The sequence below is a fragment of the Phenylobacterium deserti genome, from assembly GCF_003254705.1.
Classification (GTDB): Bacteria; Pseudomonadota; Alphaproteobacteria; order Caulobacterales; family Caulobacteraceae; genus Phenylobacterium; species Phenylobacterium deserti.
The window spans coordinates 483091-499214 of the sequence record NZ_QFYR01000002.1; the positions used below are offsets into that span (position 1 = coordinate 483091).

Annotated in this window: 17 protein-coding genes; all 17 read left to right on the forward strand. The window is 66.5% G+C overall.

Features of this window, described 5'->3' with window-relative positions; translation table 11 throughout:
* Window positions 1-116: 116 nt before the first annotated feature.
* The 17 genes from DJ018_RS11965 to DJ018_RS12045 all read left to right on the forward strand — a co-directional run bounded on the left by DJ018_RS11965 (window position 117) and on the right by DJ018_RS12045 (window position 16121).
* Window positions 117-494 carry an NADH-quinone oxidoreductase subunit A gene (locus DJ018_RS11965; protein ID WP_111515170.1) on the forward strand — a complete coding sequence of 126 codons (378 nt, stop codon included), beginning with the start codon at window positions 117-119 and terminating at the stop codon, window positions 492-494.
* Window positions 464-1045: a NuoB/complex I 20 kDa subunit family protein gene (locus DJ018_RS11970; protein ID WP_111515171.1), complete on the forward strand. Its 582-nt coding sequence runs from the start codon at window positions 464-466 to the stop codon at window positions 1043-1045. Before DJ018_RS11965 ends, DJ018_RS11970 begins: the two co-directional genes overlap by 31 nt.
* Window positions 1042-1698, forward strand: a complete 657-nt coding sequence (locus DJ018_RS11975) for an NADH-quinone oxidoreductase subunit C (RefSeq protein ID WP_111515172.1) — start codon at window positions 1042-1044, stop codon at window positions 1696-1698. The genes DJ018_RS11970 and DJ018_RS11975 overlap by 4 nt, the downstream gene beginning before the upstream one ends.
* A gap of 67 nt (window positions 1699-1765) precedes the next feature.
* Window positions 1766-3001 carry an NADH-quinone oxidoreductase subunit D gene (locus tag DJ018_RS11980; protein WP_111515173.1) on the forward strand — a complete coding sequence of 412 codons (1236 nt, stop codon included), beginning with the start codon at window positions 1766-1768 and terminating at the stop codon, window positions 2999-3001.
* Window positions 2998-3348 (forward strand): nuclear transport factor 2 family protein, encoded by a 351-nt coding sequence (locus tag DJ018_RS11985; protein ID WP_240609532.1) that lies wholly within the window; start codon window positions 2998-3000, stop codon window positions 3346-3348. The genes DJ018_RS11980 and DJ018_RS11985 overlap by 4 nt, the downstream gene beginning before the upstream one ends.
* 7 nt (window positions 3349-3355) lie before the next feature.
* Window positions 3356-4018, forward strand: a complete 663-nt coding sequence (gene nuoE / locus DJ018_RS11990) for an NADH-quinone oxidoreductase subunit NuoE (protein ID WP_111515175.1) — start codon at window positions 3356-3358, stop codon at window positions 4016-4018.
* A complete protein-coding gene (gene nuoF / locus DJ018_RS11995) occupies window positions 4018-5331 on the forward strand; it encodes an NADH-quinone oxidoreductase subunit NuoF (RefSeq protein ID WP_111515176.1) in 1314 nt (437 codons plus the stop codon). Before nuoE ends, nuoF begins: the two co-directional genes overlap by 1 nt.
* A gap of 3 nt (window positions 5332-5334) precedes the next feature.
* The gene (gene nuoG, locus DJ018_RS12000) at window positions 5335-7380 is read left to right on the forward strand and encodes an NADH-quinone oxidoreductase subunit NuoG (protein WP_111515177.1); all 2046 of its coding nucleotides are present in this window, start codon (window positions 5335-5337) and stop codon (window positions 7378-7380) included.
* 1 nt (window position 7381) lies between these two features.
* Window positions 7382-8461: an NADH-quinone oxidoreductase subunit NuoH gene (gene nuoH, locus DJ018_RS12005; protein WP_111515178.1), complete on the forward strand. Its 1080-nt coding sequence runs from the start codon at window positions 7382-7384 to the stop codon at window positions 8459-8461.
* A complete protein-coding gene (locus DJ018_RS12010; RefSeq protein WP_111515179.1) occupies window positions 8461-8658 on the forward strand; it encodes a hypothetical protein in 198 nt (65 codons plus the stop codon). The genes nuoH and DJ018_RS12010 overlap by 1 nt, the downstream gene beginning before the upstream one ends.
* Before the next feature lies 1 nt (window position 8659).
* Window positions 8660-9151 (forward strand): NADH-quinone oxidoreductase subunit NuoI, encoded by a 492-nt coding sequence (gene nuoI, locus DJ018_RS12015; protein WP_111515180.1) that lies wholly within the window; start codon window positions 8660-8662, stop codon window positions 9149-9151.
* 97 nt (window positions 9152-9248) lie between these two features.
* A complete protein-coding gene (locus DJ018_RS12020) occupies window positions 9249-9875 on the forward strand; it encodes an NADH-quinone oxidoreductase subunit J (protein WP_111515181.1) in 627 nt (208 codons plus the stop codon).
* Window positions 9872-10177 carry an NADH-quinone oxidoreductase subunit NuoK gene (nuoK, locus tag DJ018_RS12025; protein ID WP_111515182.1) on the forward strand — a complete coding sequence of 102 codons (306 nt, stop codon included), beginning with the start codon at window positions 9872-9874 and terminating at the stop codon, window positions 10175-10177. Before DJ018_RS12020 ends, nuoK begins: the two co-directional genes overlap by 4 nt.
* Before the next feature lie 10 nt (window positions 10178-10187).
* A complete protein-coding gene (nuoL, locus tag DJ018_RS12030) occupies window positions 10188-12422 on the forward strand; it encodes an NADH-quinone oxidoreductase subunit L (protein WP_111515183.1) in 2235 nt (744 codons plus the stop codon).
* 19 nt (window positions 12423-12441) lie between these two features.
* Window positions 12442-13929, forward strand: coding sequence for an NADH-quinone oxidoreductase subunit M (locus DJ018_RS12035; protein ID WP_111515184.1), 1488 nt, complete (start codon window positions 12442-12444; stop codon window positions 13927-13929).
* 13 nt (window positions 13930-13942) lie between these two features.
* The gene (nuoN, locus tag DJ018_RS12040; RefSeq protein WP_111515185.1) at window positions 13943-15376 is read left to right on the forward strand and encodes an NADH-quinone oxidoreductase subunit NuoN; all 1434 of its coding nucleotides are present in this window, start codon (window positions 13943-13945) and stop codon (window positions 15374-15376) included.
* A 1-nt stretch (window position 15377) separates the two neighbouring features.
* Window positions 15378-16121 (forward strand): biotin--[acetyl-CoA-carboxylase] ligase, encoded by a 744-nt coding sequence (locus DJ018_RS12045; RefSeq protein WP_111515186.1) that lies wholly within the window; start codon window positions 15378-15380, stop codon window positions 16119-16121.
* Window positions 16122-16124: the final 3 nt, after the last annotated feature.

A 16124-nucleotide genomic window follows, 5' to 3' on the forward strand; every position in this document is an offset into this window, starting at 1 on the left:
GCTTGCGCAGGCAAGCTTTTGCTGGGTTCCGAGCGAGGGGCTGCCGCAGCGCGAAAGCGGCGTTTGAAACCGCCGCATGCGTGGTCTAGAAGGGCGCCGACTCCTTCGAGGACTCCATGAACGCGTTCCTTCTGCAGTACCTGCCGATCGTGATCTTCTCCGGGATCGCGGCCGTGCTGGGGCTCGTCTTCATCCTGGCGGCGGCCGTGCTGGCCCCCAAGGCTCCCGACCCCGAAAAGCTGTCGTCCTACGAGTGCGGCTTCAACGCCTTTGACGACGCGCGGATGAAGTTCGACGTCCGGTTCTACCTGGTGTCGATCCTGTTCATCATCTTCGACCTGGAAGTCGCCTTCCTGTTCCCCTGGGCCGTCACGCTGATGAAGCTGCCGGCTGAAACGGCCCAGTTCGCCTTCTGGTCGATGATGACCTTCCTGGGCGTCCTGACGGTGGGCTTCATCTACGAATGGAAGAAGGGAGCCCTGGAATGGGAGTGATCGTTCCTGCGGGCGCCGCCGGCCGAAGCACGGTCGAAGGCTATGATCCGAAAGCGCACGACCCGTTCTTCGACGGCGTGTCGCAACAGCTGGCCGACAAGGGTTTCATCACCGCGGCCGCCGACGACCTCATCACGTGGGCCCGCACCGGTTCGCTGATGTGGATGACGTTCGGCCTGGCGTGCTGCGCGGTCGAAATGATGCAGGCGTCCATGCCGCGCTACGACTTGGAGCGCTACGGGTTCGCGCCGCGCGCCAGCCCGCGCCAGTCGGACGTGATGATTGTCGCCGGCACCCTGGTGAACAAGATGGCTCCCGCTCTGCGCAAGGTCTACGACCAGATGCCGGAGCCGCGGTACGTCATCTCCATGGGCTCGTGCGCCAACGGCGGCGGCTACTACTACTTCAGCTATTCGACCGTGCGCGGCTGCGACCGCGTGGTGCCGGTGGACGTCTATGTGCCCGGCTGCCCGCCCACCGCCGAAGCGCTGGTCTACGGCGTGCTGCAGCTGCAGAAGAAGATCCGCCGCACCGGGACGATCGTGCGATGAGCAGCTGGCCCCATTCTCACGCCGACTTGGATGCTTTGGGCCAGGAACTGGTCGCCAACGGCGCTGGCCTGTTCACCGGCTATCGGGTGCAGTTCGACGATCTGTCGCTGAGCGCTCAGATGCCGCGCATCGCGGAGGCCCTGGCCTTCCTGCGCGACAACCATCAGTTCCAGCAGTTGATCGACCTGGCTGGCGTCGACTACCCGGAGCGGGAGCGCCGCTTCGAGGTGGTCTACTGCCTGCTGTCGCTGACCCGGAACCTACGCATCCGCTTGCGGATCGAGACGGACGAGGACACCGCGGTTCCGACCGCCACGGGCGTGTTCCCGAACGCCGACTGGTACGAGCGCGAAGCGTTCGACATGTACGGCATCTTCTTCGACGGCCACCCGGACCTGCGCCGGATCCTGACGGACTATGGCTTCCACGGCCATCCGCTCCGCAAGGACTTCCCGATGATGGGAAACGTCGAGGTTCGCTACGACGACGAGCTCAAGCGCGTGGTCTACGAGCCCGTGAAGGCCGTGGAATGGCGCAATTGGGACTTCCTTTCCCCGTGGGAAGGCGACGAACGCGGCTACGCTCCGCTGCCCGGCGACGACAAGGTCGCCTTGGGCGACGTGCCTCCGCCGCCCAAGGGAGGGCAGGGATGATGACGGCTGAACGGCTTCGGCGTCTGCCGGGCCACTTCGCCCTCAGCGCCCGCCAGGAGATCAAGGCATGACCGGCCAGACCGCGCCTGCGGCCCCGAACGACGCCAACGTCCAGGGCCTGCCCGAGACCAAGGTTCGCAAGTTCAACATCAACTTCGGCCCGCAGCACCCTGCGGCGCACGGCGTGTTGCGCCTGGTGCTGGAGCTGGACGGTGAAGTTGTCGAGCGGGTGGATCCCCACATCGGCCTGCTGCACCGCGGCACCGAGAAGCTGATGGAAGCGCGGCCCTACGGCCAGACCATCCCTTACTTCGACCGCCTCGACTACGTCGCCCCGATGAACCAGGAGCACACCTATGTGCTCGCCCTGGAGAAGATGCTGGGCGTCGAGGTGCCGGTCCGCGGCCAGCTGATCCGCGTGCTTTACGCCGAGATCGGCCGCATCCTGAACCACCTGCTCAACGTCACGACCCAGGCCATGGACGTCGGCGCGCTCACCCCGCCGCTGTGGGGCTTCGAAGAGCGTGAGAAGCTGATGGTGTTCTATGAGCGCGCTTCGGGCGCTCGTCTGCACGCCAACTACTTCCGTGTCGGCGGCGTCCGCCAGGACCTGCCGCCGGAATTGGTGCAGGACATCAGCGACTGGGCGGACCACTTCCCGAAGGTGCTCGACGACATCGAGGGCCTGATCACTGACAACCGCATCTTCAAGCAGCGCAACGTCGACATCGGCGTGGTGACCAAGGAAGAGGCCCTGGCTTGGGGCTTCTCCGGCGTGATGGTGCGTGGGTCGGGCGTGCCTTGGGACCTGCGCCGCTCGCAGCCCTATGACCTCTACAACGAGATGGAATTCGACATTCCGCTCGGCGTGAACGGCGACTGCTACGACCGCTACCTCTGCCGCATGCAGGAGATGCGGGAGTCGGTGAAGATCATGAAGCAGTGCTGCGACCGCCTCATGAAGACGCCGGGCGTGGTGCTCACGGACGACAACAAGATCACCCCCCCGCGTCGTGGCGAGATGAAGCGCTCGATGGAAGCGCTGATCCACCACTTCAAGCTTTACACCGAAGGTCTGCGCACTCCGGTTGGCGACATCTACATCGCCACTGAAGCGCCCAAGGGCGAGTTCGGCGTCTATCTGGTCAGCGACGGCACCAACAAGCCCTACCGCTGCCACATCCGCGCGCCGGGCTATCCGCACCTGCAAGCCATGGACTGGATGAACCGCGGCCACATGCTGGCCGACGTGTCGGCCATCCTGGGCTCGCTGGACATCGTGTTCGGGGAGATCGACCGTTGACCGCGGCCGTGACCCTCTCGCCCGGCGATCTCGTGGACGCCCAGCTGGACGCCTACAACGCCCAGGATCTTGACGCCTTCTGCGCCTTCTACACGGACGACGCGCAACTCGGCGCCTATGGCGGCGAGACCCACACCGTGGGCCTTGCGGCCATCCGTGAGCGTCACGCCAAGCTGTTCGCCGAGTTCCCGCAGAACAAGGCCGAGCGCGTCAACCGCATGGTGGTCGGCTCCACCGTCATCGACCACGAGCACGTGGTCCGCGGCCCGGGCGTCCAGCCCTTCGAGGTCGCCGCCATCTACACCCTCGCGGACGGCAAGATCGCCCGCGTCGATTTCGTGAAGTGAGGCCCGCGTGAGTATCCGCAGACTCGCCGCCAACCAGCCTGAGAGCTTCGCTTTCCGGCCGGAATTCGAGGCCCAGGTGAAAACCTGGATCGCCAACTACCCGCCGGGCAAACAACAGTCCGCCGTGATCCCGCTGCTGTGGCTTGTCCAGAAGCAGGAAGGCTGGGTGTCCGAGCCGGCGATCCGTGTCGTGGCCGAACGCCTCGGCATGGCGCAGATCCGCGTGCTCGAAGTCGCGACCTTCTACACCATGTTCATGCTGGAGCCGGTGGGCACCCACGCGCTGGTGCAGGTGTGCGGCACCACGCCCTGCCAACTGCGCGGCTCCGAGAAGCTGATCGAGGTCTGCAAGCGCCGCATCGGCCCGCACGACCACCGCTCGGCGGACGGCAAGTTCTACTGGCAGGAAGTCGAGTGCATGGGCGCCTGCGCCAACGCGCCGATGGCCGCCATCAACGACTACTACTACGAAGACCTGACGGCCGAGAGCTTCGAGAAGCTGCTCGACCAGTTCGAGGCGGGCGAAAAGCCGGCTCCGGGTTCGGCCATCGGCCGGCAAGGCGCGGCGCCGGAAGGCGGCCCGATCGCCCTGACCGATCCCTCGCTCTATGACGGCTCGGCCGCCAAGCCGATCACCATCCCCAACCTGCCCGCGAAGGAGCCGGCGTGATGGTCGGGATTCTGCAAGACAAGGACCGGATCTTCACCAACCTCTACGGCCTGCACGATTGGGGCCTGGACGGCGCGAAGAAGCGCGGGGCGTGGAACGGCACGGCCGACATCCTGGCGCAGACGCCGGAATGGATCTGCGACCAGATCAAGGCTTCGGGCCTTCGCGGCCGCGGCGGCGCGGGCTTCCCCACGGGCCTGAAGTGGACCTTCATGCCCAAGCAGGAGAGCGAGCGGCCGCACTACCTGGTCGTCAACGCCGACGAGTCCGAACCGGGCGCCTGCAAGGACCGCGAGATCCTGCGCAACGATCCGCACCTGCTGATTGAAGGCTGCCTGATCGCCTGCCGCGCCATCCGCGCGCACACCGCCTACATCTACGTCCGCGGCGAGTACGTCTTCGAGCGTGAGCGCCTGCAGGCGGCCATCAAGCAGGCCTACGACGCCAAGCTGATCGGCCCGGGCAACATCCACGGTTGGGATTGCGACATCCGCGTCCATCACGGGGGCGGGGCCTACATCTGCGGCGACGAGACCGCCCTGATGGAAAGCCTGGAAGGCAAGAAGGGCCAGCCGCGCCTGAAGCCGCCGTTCCCGGCCGGCGCGGGCATCTACGGCTGCCCGACCACCATCAACAACGTCGAGAGCATCTCGGTCGTCGGCACCATTCTGCGCCGCGGCGCAGCCTGGTTCGCCGGTTTCGGCACTGAAAAATCGACCGGCACCAAGCTGTTCGCGGCGTCGGGCCACATCAACAAGCCGGCCGTGGTGGAAGAAGCCGTCGGCATCTCCGTCAAGCAACTGATCGAAGACCACTTCGGCGGCGTGCGCGGCGGCTGGGGCAACCTCAAGGCCGTCATTCCTGGCGGGATCTCGGTTCGCATGATCCCGGCGGATCAGTGCGAAGAAGCCGTGATGACCTATGAGGACCTGCAGGCGCGGGGCTCGGGTCTGGGCACCGGCACCATGATCGTCATGGACAAGGACGCCGACCTCGTGAAGGCGATCGCCCGGGCGGCCTACTTCTACAAGCACGAGAGCTGCGGCCAGTGCACGCCCTGCCGCGAAGGCACCGGCTGGATGTGGCGGGTCATGGAGCGGATGGTCACCGGCGAAGCCGAGATGAGCGAGATCGACCTGCTGCTCGATGTGGCCAGCCAAGTCGAGGGCCACACCATCTGCGGTCTCGGGGATGCGGCCGCGTGGCCGATTCAGGGCCTGTTCCGCCACTTCCGCCATGAGGTGGAGGAGCGGATCAACAATTACCGCGCGCGCAAAGGCTCCTACGCCGGCGCATCGATCGCGGCGGAGTAAGCGATGCCCAAAGCAAAGGTCGACGGGATCGAAGTCGAATTCGAACCCGGCATGAGCGTGCTCCAGGTGGCGGAGCTGGCGGGCAAGGAAATCCCGCGCTTCTGCTACCACGAGCGCCTGTCCATCGCCGGCAACTGCCGGATGTGCCTGGTGGAAGTGAAGCCCGGCCCGCCGAAGCCGCAGGCCTCGTGCGCCCTGCCGGCCGCCGAAGGCCAGGAGATCTTCACCGACACGCCGATGGTGAAGAAGGCCCGTCACGGGGTGATGGAGTTCCTGCTCATCAACCACCCGCTGGACTGCCCGATCTGCGACCAGGGCGGCGAGTGCGACCTGCAGGACCAGGCCATGGCCTATGGCCGCGACGACTCCCGCTATGCGGAGAACAAGCGCGCGGTCGAAGAGAAGTACATGGGCCCGCTCATCAAAACGGTGATGACGCGGTGCATCCAGTGCACCCGCTGCGTGCGCTTCATCACCGAGGTCGCCGGCGTGCCGGAGATCGGCATGATCAGCCGCGGCGAGGACGCCGAGATCACCACCTACCTCGACAAGGCGGTCGGCTCCGAGCTGTCGGCCAACGTCATCGACCTGTGCCCGGTGGGCGCCCTGACCCACAAGCCCTGGGCCTTCAACTACCGGCCGTGGGAGCTGAAGAAGACCGAGAGCATCGACGTCCACGACGCGCTGGGCGCGGCGATCCGCGTCGACAGCCGCGGTCCGGCGGTGCTTCGCGTGCTGCCGCGGGTCAACGAGGACATCAACGAAGAGTGGATCAGCGACAAGACCCGCTACGCCGTGGACGGCCTGTCCCGGCAGCGGCTCGACCGTCCCTACATCCGCGAAGGCGGCAAGCTGCGCGTCGCGACCTGGCCGGAAGTGCTGGACGTCGTCGCGGGCAAGCTGCGCGCCGTTTCGGCTGACCGGGTCGGCGTCATCGCCGGCGACCTGCAGGACGCCGAGTCCATGAAGGCCGGCCTCGACCTGTTCCGCAGCCTGGGCGTCCAGAGCACGGACTGCCGCCAGGACGGCATGTCGCTGGGCGGCGGCCCCCGCGAGAGCTGGCTGTTCAACTCGACCATCGCCGGCCTGGAAGATGCCGATGTGGTGCTGGTGGTCGGCGCCAATCTTCGTCTGGAAGCGCCGCTCCTCAACGCCCGCCTGCGCAAGCGCTGGCTGCAGGGCGCGCTTCGCGTGGGCGTGATCGGCGAGCAGAACGATCTGACCTACGCCTATGACTATCTCGGCGCCGGGCCGCAGACCCTCTCGGGCCTGAGCCGCCAGCGCAACGACTTCGTCAAGGCGCTCAAGGAGGCGAAGGCTCCCGCGATCATCGTCGGCGCCGGCGCGCTCAGCCGAACCGACGGCTCCGCCGTCCTCAAGGCCGCCGCGGGCGTAGCCAAGAGCTTCGGCATGACGTGGAACGTCCTGCACACGGCGGCCAGCCGAGTGGGCGGTCTGGATCTCGGCTTCGTGCCGGGCGCCGGCGGCAAGACCGCGGGCGAGCTGGTCCAGAAGGGCGGGGCGGACGTCCTCTTCCTGATGGGCGCGGACGAGATGGACCTGTCGGCCACCGACGCCTTCGTCGTCTACATGGGCACCCACGGCGACGCCGGCGCGCACCGCGCGGACGTCATCCTGCCGTCGGCCGCCTACACCGAGAAGAACGGCATCTACGTCAACACCGAGGGCCGGGTTCAGCTCGGCGCGCGGGCTGTCTTCCCGAAGGGCGAGGCCAAGGAAGACTGGGCGATCCTGCGGGCGCTCTCCGAGCGCGTTGGCAAGAAGCTGCCCTACGACAGCCTCGACCAGCTGCGCGCCAAGCTCTTCGCCGAGCATCCGACCTTCGGCCGTATCGACTATGTGGCCGGGCCGGAGGCGGCGGCGGGTCTCAGCCTTGCGAGCCTCGGCGGCGAGGGCGAGCTGTCCGACGCGCCGTTCGCCAGCCCCGTGAAGAGCTTCTACCTGACCAACCCCATCGCGCGCGCCAGCGTGACGATGGCCGAGTGCGCGGCGCTTGCGTCCGGCGCGACCAAGATGGCGGCGGAATAAGATGCAGGCAGCTCCTCAAAGCTTCTGGGAAACCCCGGGCGGCTGGACCCTCATGACGGTGGGCGGCGTGCTCGCCGTTATGGTCGGCGTGCTGCTGTCGCTGGCCTTCCTTCTTCTCGCCGACCGGAAGATCTGGGCCGGCGTGCAGATGCGCAAGGGCCCGAACGTGGTCGGTCCCTTCGGCCTTCTGCAGTCCTTCGCGGACTTCCTGAAGTTCGTGTTGAAGGAAATCGTCATCCCGGCCGGCGCCGACAAGGCGGTGTTCCTGCTGGCGCCCTTCCTCAGCTTCCTGTTCGCCTTCATGGCTTGGGCGGTCATCCCGTTCGCCCCGGGCTGGGTGGTCTCCGACATCAACGTCGGGATTCTCTACCTGCTCGCGATCAGCTCGCTTGGCGTCTACGGCATCATCATGGGCGGCTGGGCGTCCAACTCGAAGTACCCGTTCCTGGGCAGCCTGCGTTCGGCGGCTCAGATGGTCAGCTACGAAGTCAGCCTGGGCCTGGTGATCATCAATGTGATCCTGCTCGTCGGCTCGATGAACCTGCAGACCATCGTGCAGCATCAGGCCGGCTGGATCTGGAACTGGAACTTTCTCGGCGGCGGGCTTCAGAACCTGCCCTTGATCGTCGTCATGCTGCCGATGTCGGTCGTGTTCTTCATTTCCTTCCTGGCGGAAACCAACCGCCCGCCGTTCGACCTGCCCGAGGCCGAGTCCGAACTCGTGGCCGGCTATCAGGTGGAATACTCCTCCACGCCGTACCTGCTCTTCATGATCGGCGAGTACTCCAACATCGTGCTGATGTGCGCGATGATCACGGTGCTCTTCTTCGGGGGCTGGAATCCGGGCTTCCCGACGCCGTTCCTGGCCGCCTGGCCGACGTTCCTGGCGAACCTGTTCTTCTTCCTGGTCTTCGCGATCAAGGTGGTCTTCTGGTTCTTCATGACGTCGATGGTGAAGGCGATCGTGCCGCGCTACCGCTACGACCAGCTGATGCGCCTGGGCTGGAAGATCTTCCTGCCGTTCTCGCTCATCGCCGTGATCATCGTGTCGGCCTGGCGGGTGTTCGGGCCGGGCGCGTGATGCGGCGGGCGCTCATCGTCCTCCTGGCGTTGAGCGCCGCAGCCTGCGGGACCGTCGGCGGTCCCACGGGCGGCTATGTGACCTATGACGTCCTTGCCCAGCTGCAGCGCGAGTGCGCCGCAAAGGGCGGGACGCTGAAACAGAAGACTGACGGCGACCCGCGCTGGATCGATGCGTGGGCGTGCGAGAGGAAGTAGGATGTTCAACCGTATCGGACAGGCCGTGAAGGGCGCCGCCCTGCTGGACTTCGCCGGCGCGTTCGGCCTCGCCATGAAGTACATGGTCAAGCCCAAGGCGACGGTGCAGTACCCGCACGAGCGCAACCCGCAGAGCCCGCGCTTCCGCGGCGAGCACGCTCTGCGCCGCTATCCGAGCGGGGAAGAGCGCTGCATCGCCTGCAAGCTCTGCGAAGCGGTGTGCCCCGCCCAGGCCATCACCATCGAGGCCGAACCCCGCGCCGACGGCAGCCGCCGGACGACCCGCTACGACATCGACATGGTGAAGTGCATCTATTGCGGCCTGTGCCAGGAAGCCTGCCCGGTGGACGCCATCGTCGAGGGGCCGAACCTGGAGTTCGCCACCGAAACCCGCGAGGAGCTCTACTACGACAAGGAGCGCCTGCTGGATAACGGCGACCGCTGGGAGCGGGAGATCGCGAAGAATCTGGAACTGGACGCGCCGTACCGCTAAGACCGCGGCGCGATTCAGAGCACTGCAATTCCCGACTCCGCTGGCCTGCTGGCCGGCGACGGTCAGACGAACTCGAGGGGTTGAAACAGAAAGCCCGATGGCCCTGCAGGCGATCGCATTCTACTTGATGGCGGTGGTGACGGTCGCGGCGGGTATCGCCGTGGTGTCCGCGCGCAACCCCGTGCACTCCGTCCTTTTCCTCATCCTGGCCTTCTTCTCGGCGGCCGGCCTGTTCGTGCTCATGGGCGCGGAGTTCCTGGCCATGCTGCTGGTAGTGGTCTACGTGGGCGCGGTCGCCGTGCTCTTCCTGTTCGTGGTGATGATGCTGGACGTGGACTTCGCCCAGCTCCGCCAGGGCTTTGCGCGGTATCTGCCGCTCGGCGGCCTGATCGCCGCGGTGTTGGCGGCCGAGATGGTGTTCGTCTCCGCCACTGTTGCCAACCGCGGCGCGGCTGCGGCCAACGACACTCCGCTCGCCTCGGGCGCCGCCGCGGCGGACGTGACGAACGCCGAAGCGATCGGCCGCGTGCTCTACACGGACTACATCTACTTCTTCCAAGCCGCCGGTCTGGTGCTGCTGGTCGCTATGATCGGCGCCATCGTGCTCACCCTGCGCCATAAGCCCGGCGTCCGTCGCCAGCTGGTGGCCGACCAGGTGCTGCGCAGCCCGAAGACCGGCATGCGCACGGTCAGCCTGAAGCCCGGCCAGGGGATCGACCAATGATTGGCCTTCCGCACTATCTCGCGGTCGCCGCGATCCTGTTCACGATCGGGGTCTTCGGCATCTTCGTGAACCGCAAGAACATCATCGTCATCCTGATGTCGATCGAGCTGATCCTGCTCGGCGTGAACATCAATCTGGTGGCCTTCTCGGTCTACCTGCACAACGTGGTGGGGCAGATCTTCGCCATGTTCGTGCTGACCGTCGCCGCCGCCGAGGCGGCCGTGGGCCTGGCCATCCTTGTGACCTTCTTCCGTAACCGCGGCGACATCTCGGTGGATGACGCCTCGATGATGAAGGGCTGAGCGCTCGAGCATGTCTGCCCAAACCCTTCTTCCGATTATCGTTTTCGGCCCGCTGATCGGCGCGATCGTGGCCGGCCTGTTCGGCCGCCGCATCGGCGCGATCCCGGCTCAGGCGGTGACCACCGGCCTGCTGATGCTGTCGGCCTTGCTGTCGTGGGTGGTGTTCGCCCAGTGGACGTGGGGCGGCCTGGAGCCGTTCACGATCACCGTGCTGCCGTTCATCCACGTGGGCGACTTCATCTCCAACTGGTCGCTTAGGCTCGACGCCCTGTCCGCGACCATGCTGATCGTCGTGAACACGGTGGCGGCGCTCGTGCACCTCTATTCGTGGGGGTACATGGCCGAGGATCCGCATCGTCCGCGGTTCTTCGCCTACCTCTCGCTGTTCACCTTCGCCATGCTGATGCTGGTGACGGCCGCCGACTTCATGCAGCTGTTCTTCGGCTGGGAAGGCGTGGGCCTGGCGAGCTATCTGCTGATCGGCTTCTGGTTCAAGAAGCCGACGGCCAACGCCGCTTCCATCAAGGCGTTTGTGGTCAACCGGGTCGGCGACTTCGGTTTCGCGCTGGGCATCATGACGGTGTTCTGGGCCTTCGGGACCATCCAGTTCGCCGAGATCTTCCCGATGATCGCGGCCAACGCCGGCCGCACCTGGCAGTTCGCCGGCCAAAGCTGGCCGCTGATGGACATCGCCTGCGCGCTGCTGTTCGTCGGCGCCATGGGCAAGTCCGCCCAGTTCTTCCTGCACACCTGGCTGCCGGACGCCATGGAAGGCCCGACGCCCGTGTCGGCGCTGATCCATGCCGCCACCATGGTGACCGCGGGCGTCTATATGGTCTGCCTGCTGTCCCCGATGTTCGAGTACGCCCCGGTGGCCAAGAACATCGTGACGATCATCGGCGCGGTGACCGCTCTGTTCGCCGCCACCGTCGGCCTGACGCAGAACGACATCAAGCGGGTGATCGCCTATTCGACCTGCTCGCAGCTCGGCTACATGTTCTTCGCCGCGGGCGTCGGCGCCTATCAGGCGGCGATGTTCCACCTGTTCACGCACGCCTTCTTCAAGGCGCTGCTGTTCCTGGGCGCCGGCTCGGTGATCCACGGCATGGCCCACGAACAGGACATGCGCCGCTACGGCGCCCTGTCGAAGTATCTGCCGATCACCTATGCGGTCATGACCATCGGCACGATCGCCATTACCGGCCTGGGCATCCCGGGCGTGGAACTTGGCTTCGCCGGCTTCTACTCCAAGGACGCCATCATCCACGCCGCTTACGAGGCGGGTGGGGCTGGGCATCCGGTGGGCTACTTCGCCTTCATCATCGGCGTGTTCGTGGCCGGCCTGACCGCCTTCTACTCCTGGCGCCTGGCGTTCTTCACCTTCAAGGGCCACGCCCGTTGGACCAGCGAAGACCTGGAACACCACTGGCACAACCGCGACCACCACGCGCATGACGACGCCCATGGCGCGCACAGCGACCATGCGACCGCCGCGCAGATTGAGACGCACGACGAGCCGCTCGCCGGCGACGATCATGCTCATGGTCACGCCCATGGTCATGGCGGCCACGACGCCAAGCCGCACGAGAGCCCGTGGACCATGCGGATCCCGCTGATCGTGCTGTCGATCGGCGCCATCGCCGCCGGTTTCGCCTTCCATCACCAGTTCATCGGTGACGAGAAGGGCGAGTTCTGGCGGGGTGCGATCTACAACGCTCCGGCCCAACACGGTCCTGCGGCTGAAGGCCCGGCGCATGCCGCCGCGCCCGTCGGCCATGGCGAGGCGAGCGAGGCCGCTGCGCAAGCCGCGGGTCCCGTCCCGGCTCACGCCGAGGCGCCGGAAGCGCATCACGCGCCGCTGTGGGTGGTTCTGGCCCCGCTGGTTGCGTCGATCCTCGGCCTGCTGGTCGCGATCTACGTCTACATCATCAGGGAAGGGCTGGGCGCGCGCCTCGCTGCGCGTGGCGGACCGCTCTACACCTTCTTCTACAACAAGTGGTTCTTCGACGAGCTCTACCAGGCGACGTTCGTCCGAGGGGCGAAGTTCCTCGGCGACCTGTTCTGGAAGGGCGGAGACCAAAAGATCATCGACGGCCTGGGCCCCGACGGCGTGTCCGCGGTGTCCTACGCGGTGGGCAAGGGCGCTGGCCGGCTTCAGACCGGCTACCTCTACCACTATGCCTTCGTGATGCTGCTCGGGGTGGCTGGCCTGCTGACCTACGCCCTCTGGGCGTGGAACTCCTAAGGTCGAGGGGCGAGAGACAATGACCGGACTTCTTTCCCTAACGACCTTCGCGCCGATCCTCGGCGTGGCGGCGATCCTGATCCTGCGTGTCTTCGGCCGTCCGGAAGACGCCAAGACCGTGAACACAGCCAAGTGGATCGCCCTGGTGACCACCCTGGCCACCCTGGCGCTGTCCGTCTTGCTGGTGCTTCAGTTCGACGCCAGCAACCCGGGCTTCCAGTTCGTGGAAGACGCTGCATGGTTCGCGGGCCTGCACTATCGGATGGGCGTCGATGGCGTGTCGGTGCTGTTCGTGCTGCTGACCGCGTTCCTTCTGCCGATCTGTATCGCCGCGTCCTGGCGCTCGATCGAGAAGCGCGTGCACGAGTACCTGATCGCGTTCCTGATCCTCGAGACGCTGGTGATCGGGGTGTTCTGCGCCCTCGACATCATCCTGTTCTACGTCTTCTTCGAATTCAGCCTCGTGCCGATGTTCCTGATCATCGGCATCTGGGGCGGCGCGCGTCGCATCTACGCTGCGTTCAAGTTCTTCCTCTACACGCTGCTGGGCTCGATCCTGATGCTCGCGGCCATCCTGGCGATGATCAATGTCGCCGGCACGAGCTCGATCCCGGCCCTTATGGCCTACAAGTTCGCGCCGGGCCTGCAGACCTGGCTGTGGCTGGCCTTCTTCGCCTCGTTCGCGGTGAAGATGCCGATGTGGCCGGTGCACACCTGGCTGCCTGACGCGCACGTCGAAGCGCCGACGGCCGGCTCAGTGATCCTGGCGGGCATCCTGCTGAAGATGGGCGGCTACGGCTTCATGCGCTTCAGCCTGCCGATGTTCCCGAACGCCTCGGACTTCTTCAGCCCGCTGGTGTTCGCCCTCAGCGCCATCGCCATCATCTACACCTCGCTGGTGGCCTTCCGGCAGACCGACATCAAGAAGCTGATCGCTTATTCGTCCGTGGCGCACATGGGCCTGGTGACCATGGGCATCTTCTCGGGCAACGCTCAGGGCGAGCAGGGCGCGATCTTCCAGATGATCAGCCACGGGGTGATCTCGGGCGCGCTGTTCCTCTGCGTGGGCGTCATCTACGACCGGATGCACACCCGCGACATGGCCTTCTACGGCGGCCTGGTGAACCGGATGCCGTGGTACGGCCTGGTGTTCCTGCTGTTCACCATGGGCAACGTCGGCCTGCCGGGCACGTCCGGCTTCGTCGGCGAGATCCTGGCGATGACGGGCGTCTACCAGGCGTCCACCTGGACGGCGATCGCGGCCGCTTCGGGCGTGATCCTGTCGGCGGTCTACATGCTGACCATGTACCGCAAGGTCATGTGGGGCGAGCTGGTGAACCCGAAGCTTTCGGCCATCACCGACCTCGACGCCCGGGAAGTCTGGATCTTCCTGCCGTTGATCATCTCGACGCTGGTGCTCGGCGTCTATCCTAACTTCGTGTTCAACCTGACCCAGGCCTCGGTGGACCAGCTCGCAACGGTCTACCGCGCGGCGATCGGCGGGTGAGGGGCGTCAAACCATGAACTTCTCCGGCGACCTGAACCTCGCCTTCCCTGAGCTCATCCTGGCGGGCGCCGCCCTGGTGCTGCTCGTGTGGGGGGCCTTCTCGCCCAAGTCGACCGCGGCGCTCGGCGCTGCGGCCGTCGTGGCCTTGCTGGGCGCCGCCGTCGCGGCGGCGACCGGGCCCCTCGGCCGCGCCTTTGGCGGCGGGCTGATCGCCGACCAGGCGGCGGTGTTCGCCAAGGTTGCGATCTTCGTGGCCTGTGCGGTCGCCATTCCCCTCGGCCAGCGCTGGTTCGAGCGGCGCGGCGTCAACAACTTCGAATATCCGATCCTGATCGTACTGGCCGCGCTCGGCATGAGCGTGATGGCATCGGCCGGCGACCTGATCTCGCTCTACATCGGCGTCGAGCTCCACTCGCTGGCCCTCTACGTCATGGCCGCCATGTACCGCGACGACGCCAAGGCATCGGAAGCCGGCCTGAAGTACTTCGTGCTGGGCTCGCTCTCCTCGGGGCTGCTGCTCTATGGCGCGAGCCTGATCTACGGCTTTGCCGGCTCGACGGTGTTCAGCGACATCGCCGTCGCCGTGCAGGGTCAGGCCAACACGGGCGTGCTGTTCGGACTGGTGTTCCTGATCTGCGGTCTGGCCTTCAAGGTCTCCGCCGCGCCGTTCCACATGTGGACGCCGGATGTCTATGAGGGCGCGCCGACGCCGGTCGTCGCCTTCTTCGCCGCCGCCCCGAAGCTCGCCGCCATGGTGGTTTTCGCCCGCGCGCTGGCCGAAGGGTTCGGCGGCGCGGTGGGTCAGTGGCAGCAGGTGCTGATCGCCATCGCCCTGATCTCGGTAGCTGTCGGCGCCTTCGCCGGCTTGGCGCAGAAGAACCTGAAGCGGCTGTGGGCCTACTCGTCGATCGCCAACATCGGCTACGCGGTGCTCGGCCTCGCCGCGGGCGATCAGCAGGGCGTCCAGGCCATGCTGGTGTTCATGGTCCTCTACATGGTGGACGTCACTGGCTTCTTCGCCTGTCTGTCGGCGCTGTCGCGTGACGGCCGGTCCATGGAGTCGCTGGACGACATGGCGGGCCTGATCAAGGAGCGTCCCGGCATCGCCCTGGCCATGACCGCCTTCTCGCTGTCTGCGCTCGGCCTGCCGCCGTTCTCCGGCTTCTGGGCCAAGTACTACGTCTTCAAGGCGGCCATCGGCGCGGGTCTCGGCCCCGCCGCCGTCATCGGTCTGATCGGCTCCGTCGTGGCCGCCTTCTACTACCTGCGCCTGATCAAGGTGATGTGGTTCGACGCGGCTCCGGGCGTCACCGACGCACCGCCGGCGGAAGCCAAGTGGACGGGCATTGTTCTCGCCCTCTTCTCCTTCCCCGTGGTGCTGGTTGCGCTGACCTGGATCGACCCGCTGGCCCGTGCGGCCGCCGTGGCCTTCGGGCTGAAGGCCTAGGTTGGCGGCCGACCACCCGCCGATCGAGGCCTTTCCCGAGCTCGACTCCACCAGCGCCGAAGCCCGGCGCCGGGCGGAGGCCGGGGAGGGCGGTCCCGTCTGGATCACCGCGGCCGTGCAAACGGCCGGTCGGGGACGACGGGGTCGGCCTTGGAGCACGCAGACCGGCAATCTCGCCGCGACCTTGCTGATGACCACGGAAGCGCCGCCCGCCCGGGCGGCGCAGCTGTCTTTTGTCGCCGCTCTCGCCGCCGCCGACCTTGCGGATACCTGCCTCGGCTCGGGCGCTGCGCGCCTGAAATGGCCCAACGACGTCCTGGTGTTCGGCCGAAAAGCCGTCGGCATCCTCGTCGAAAGCGGCGCACGTCAGGATGGCCGGCTCTGGCTAGCGGTGGGCGTTGGCGTAAACCTCGCCCATGCCCCTCTGGATGTAGAGCGCCCCGCCACAGCGTTCGCAGAGCACATGGCCGCACCGCCGCCTGCGCCGCTGGACGCGCTTGAGGTGCTCGCGACGCGCTTCGAGCACTGGCGCAGGTCCTGGGTCACGCAAGGCTTTGCCGCGATCGCCGAGGGCTGGACCGCGCGCGCGCACGGCCTGGGCGAGCGCTGCGAAGCCCGCCTGCCGAACCGCACGGTCGTGGGGACGGCCGAGCGGCTGGACGTGGATGGCGCGCTTCGCTTGCGCTTGGACGACGGTTCGGTCGAGCGGATAACCGCGGGCGACGTCTTCTTCGGGGAGGTTTGATGT

Excerpts from the sequence above, each read along its gene's own strand:
- DJ018_RS11965 (WP_111515170.1), top strand. The coding sequence starts at position 117 with ATGAACGCGTTCCTTCTGCAGTACCTGCCGATCGTGATCTTCTCCGGG.
- DJ018_RS11970 (WP_111515171.1), top strand. The coding sequence starts at position 464 with ATGGAAGAAGGGAGCCCTGGAATGGGAGTGATCGTTCCTGCGGGCGCC.
- DJ018_RS11975 (WP_111515172.1), top strand. The coding sequence starts at position 1,042 with ATGAGCAGCTGGCCCCATTCTCACGCCGACTTGGATGCTTTGGGCCAG.
- DJ018_RS11980 (WP_111515173.1), top strand. The coding sequence starts at position 1,766 with ATGACCGGCCAGACCGCGCCTGCGGCCCCGAACGACGCCAACGTCCAG.
- nuoF (WP_111515176.1), top strand. The coding sequence starts at position 4,018 with ATGGTCGGGATTCTGCAAGACAAGGACCGGATCTTCACCAACCTCTAC.
- nuoG (WP_111515177.1), top strand. The coding sequence starts at position 5,335 with ATGCCCAAAGCAAAGGTCGACGGGATCGAAGTCGAATTCGAACCCGGC.
- nuoH (WP_111515178.1), top strand. The coding sequence starts at position 7,382 with ATGCAGGCAGCTCCTCAAAGCTTCTGGGAAACCCCGGGCGGCTGGACC.
- DJ018_RS12010 (WP_111515179.1), top strand. The coding sequence starts at position 8,461 with ATGCGGCGGGCGCTCATCGTCCTCCTGGCGTTGAGCGCCGCAGCCTGC.
- nuoI (WP_111515180.1), top strand. The coding sequence starts at position 8,660 with ATGTTCAACCGTATCGGACAGGCCGTGAAGGGCGCCGCCCTGCTGGAC.
- DJ018_RS12020 (WP_111515181.1), top strand. The coding sequence starts at position 9,249 with ATGGCCCTGCAGGCGATCGCATTCTACTTGATGGCGGTGGTGACGGTC.
- nuoK (WP_111515182.1), top strand. The coding sequence starts at position 9,872 with ATGATTGGCCTTCCGCACTATCTCGCGGTCGCCGCGATCCTGTTCACG.
- nuoL (WP_111515183.1), top strand. The coding sequence starts at position 10,188 with ATGTCTGCCCAAACCCTTCTTCCGATTATCGTTTTCGGCCCGCTGATC.
- DJ018_RS12035 (WP_111515184.1), top strand. The coding sequence starts at position 12,442 with ATGACCGGACTTCTTTCCCTAACGACCTTCGCGCCGATCCTCGGCGTG.
- nuoN (WP_111515185.1), top strand. The coding sequence starts at position 13,943 with ATGAACTTCTCCGGCGACCTGAACCTCGCCTTCCCTGAGCTCATCCTG.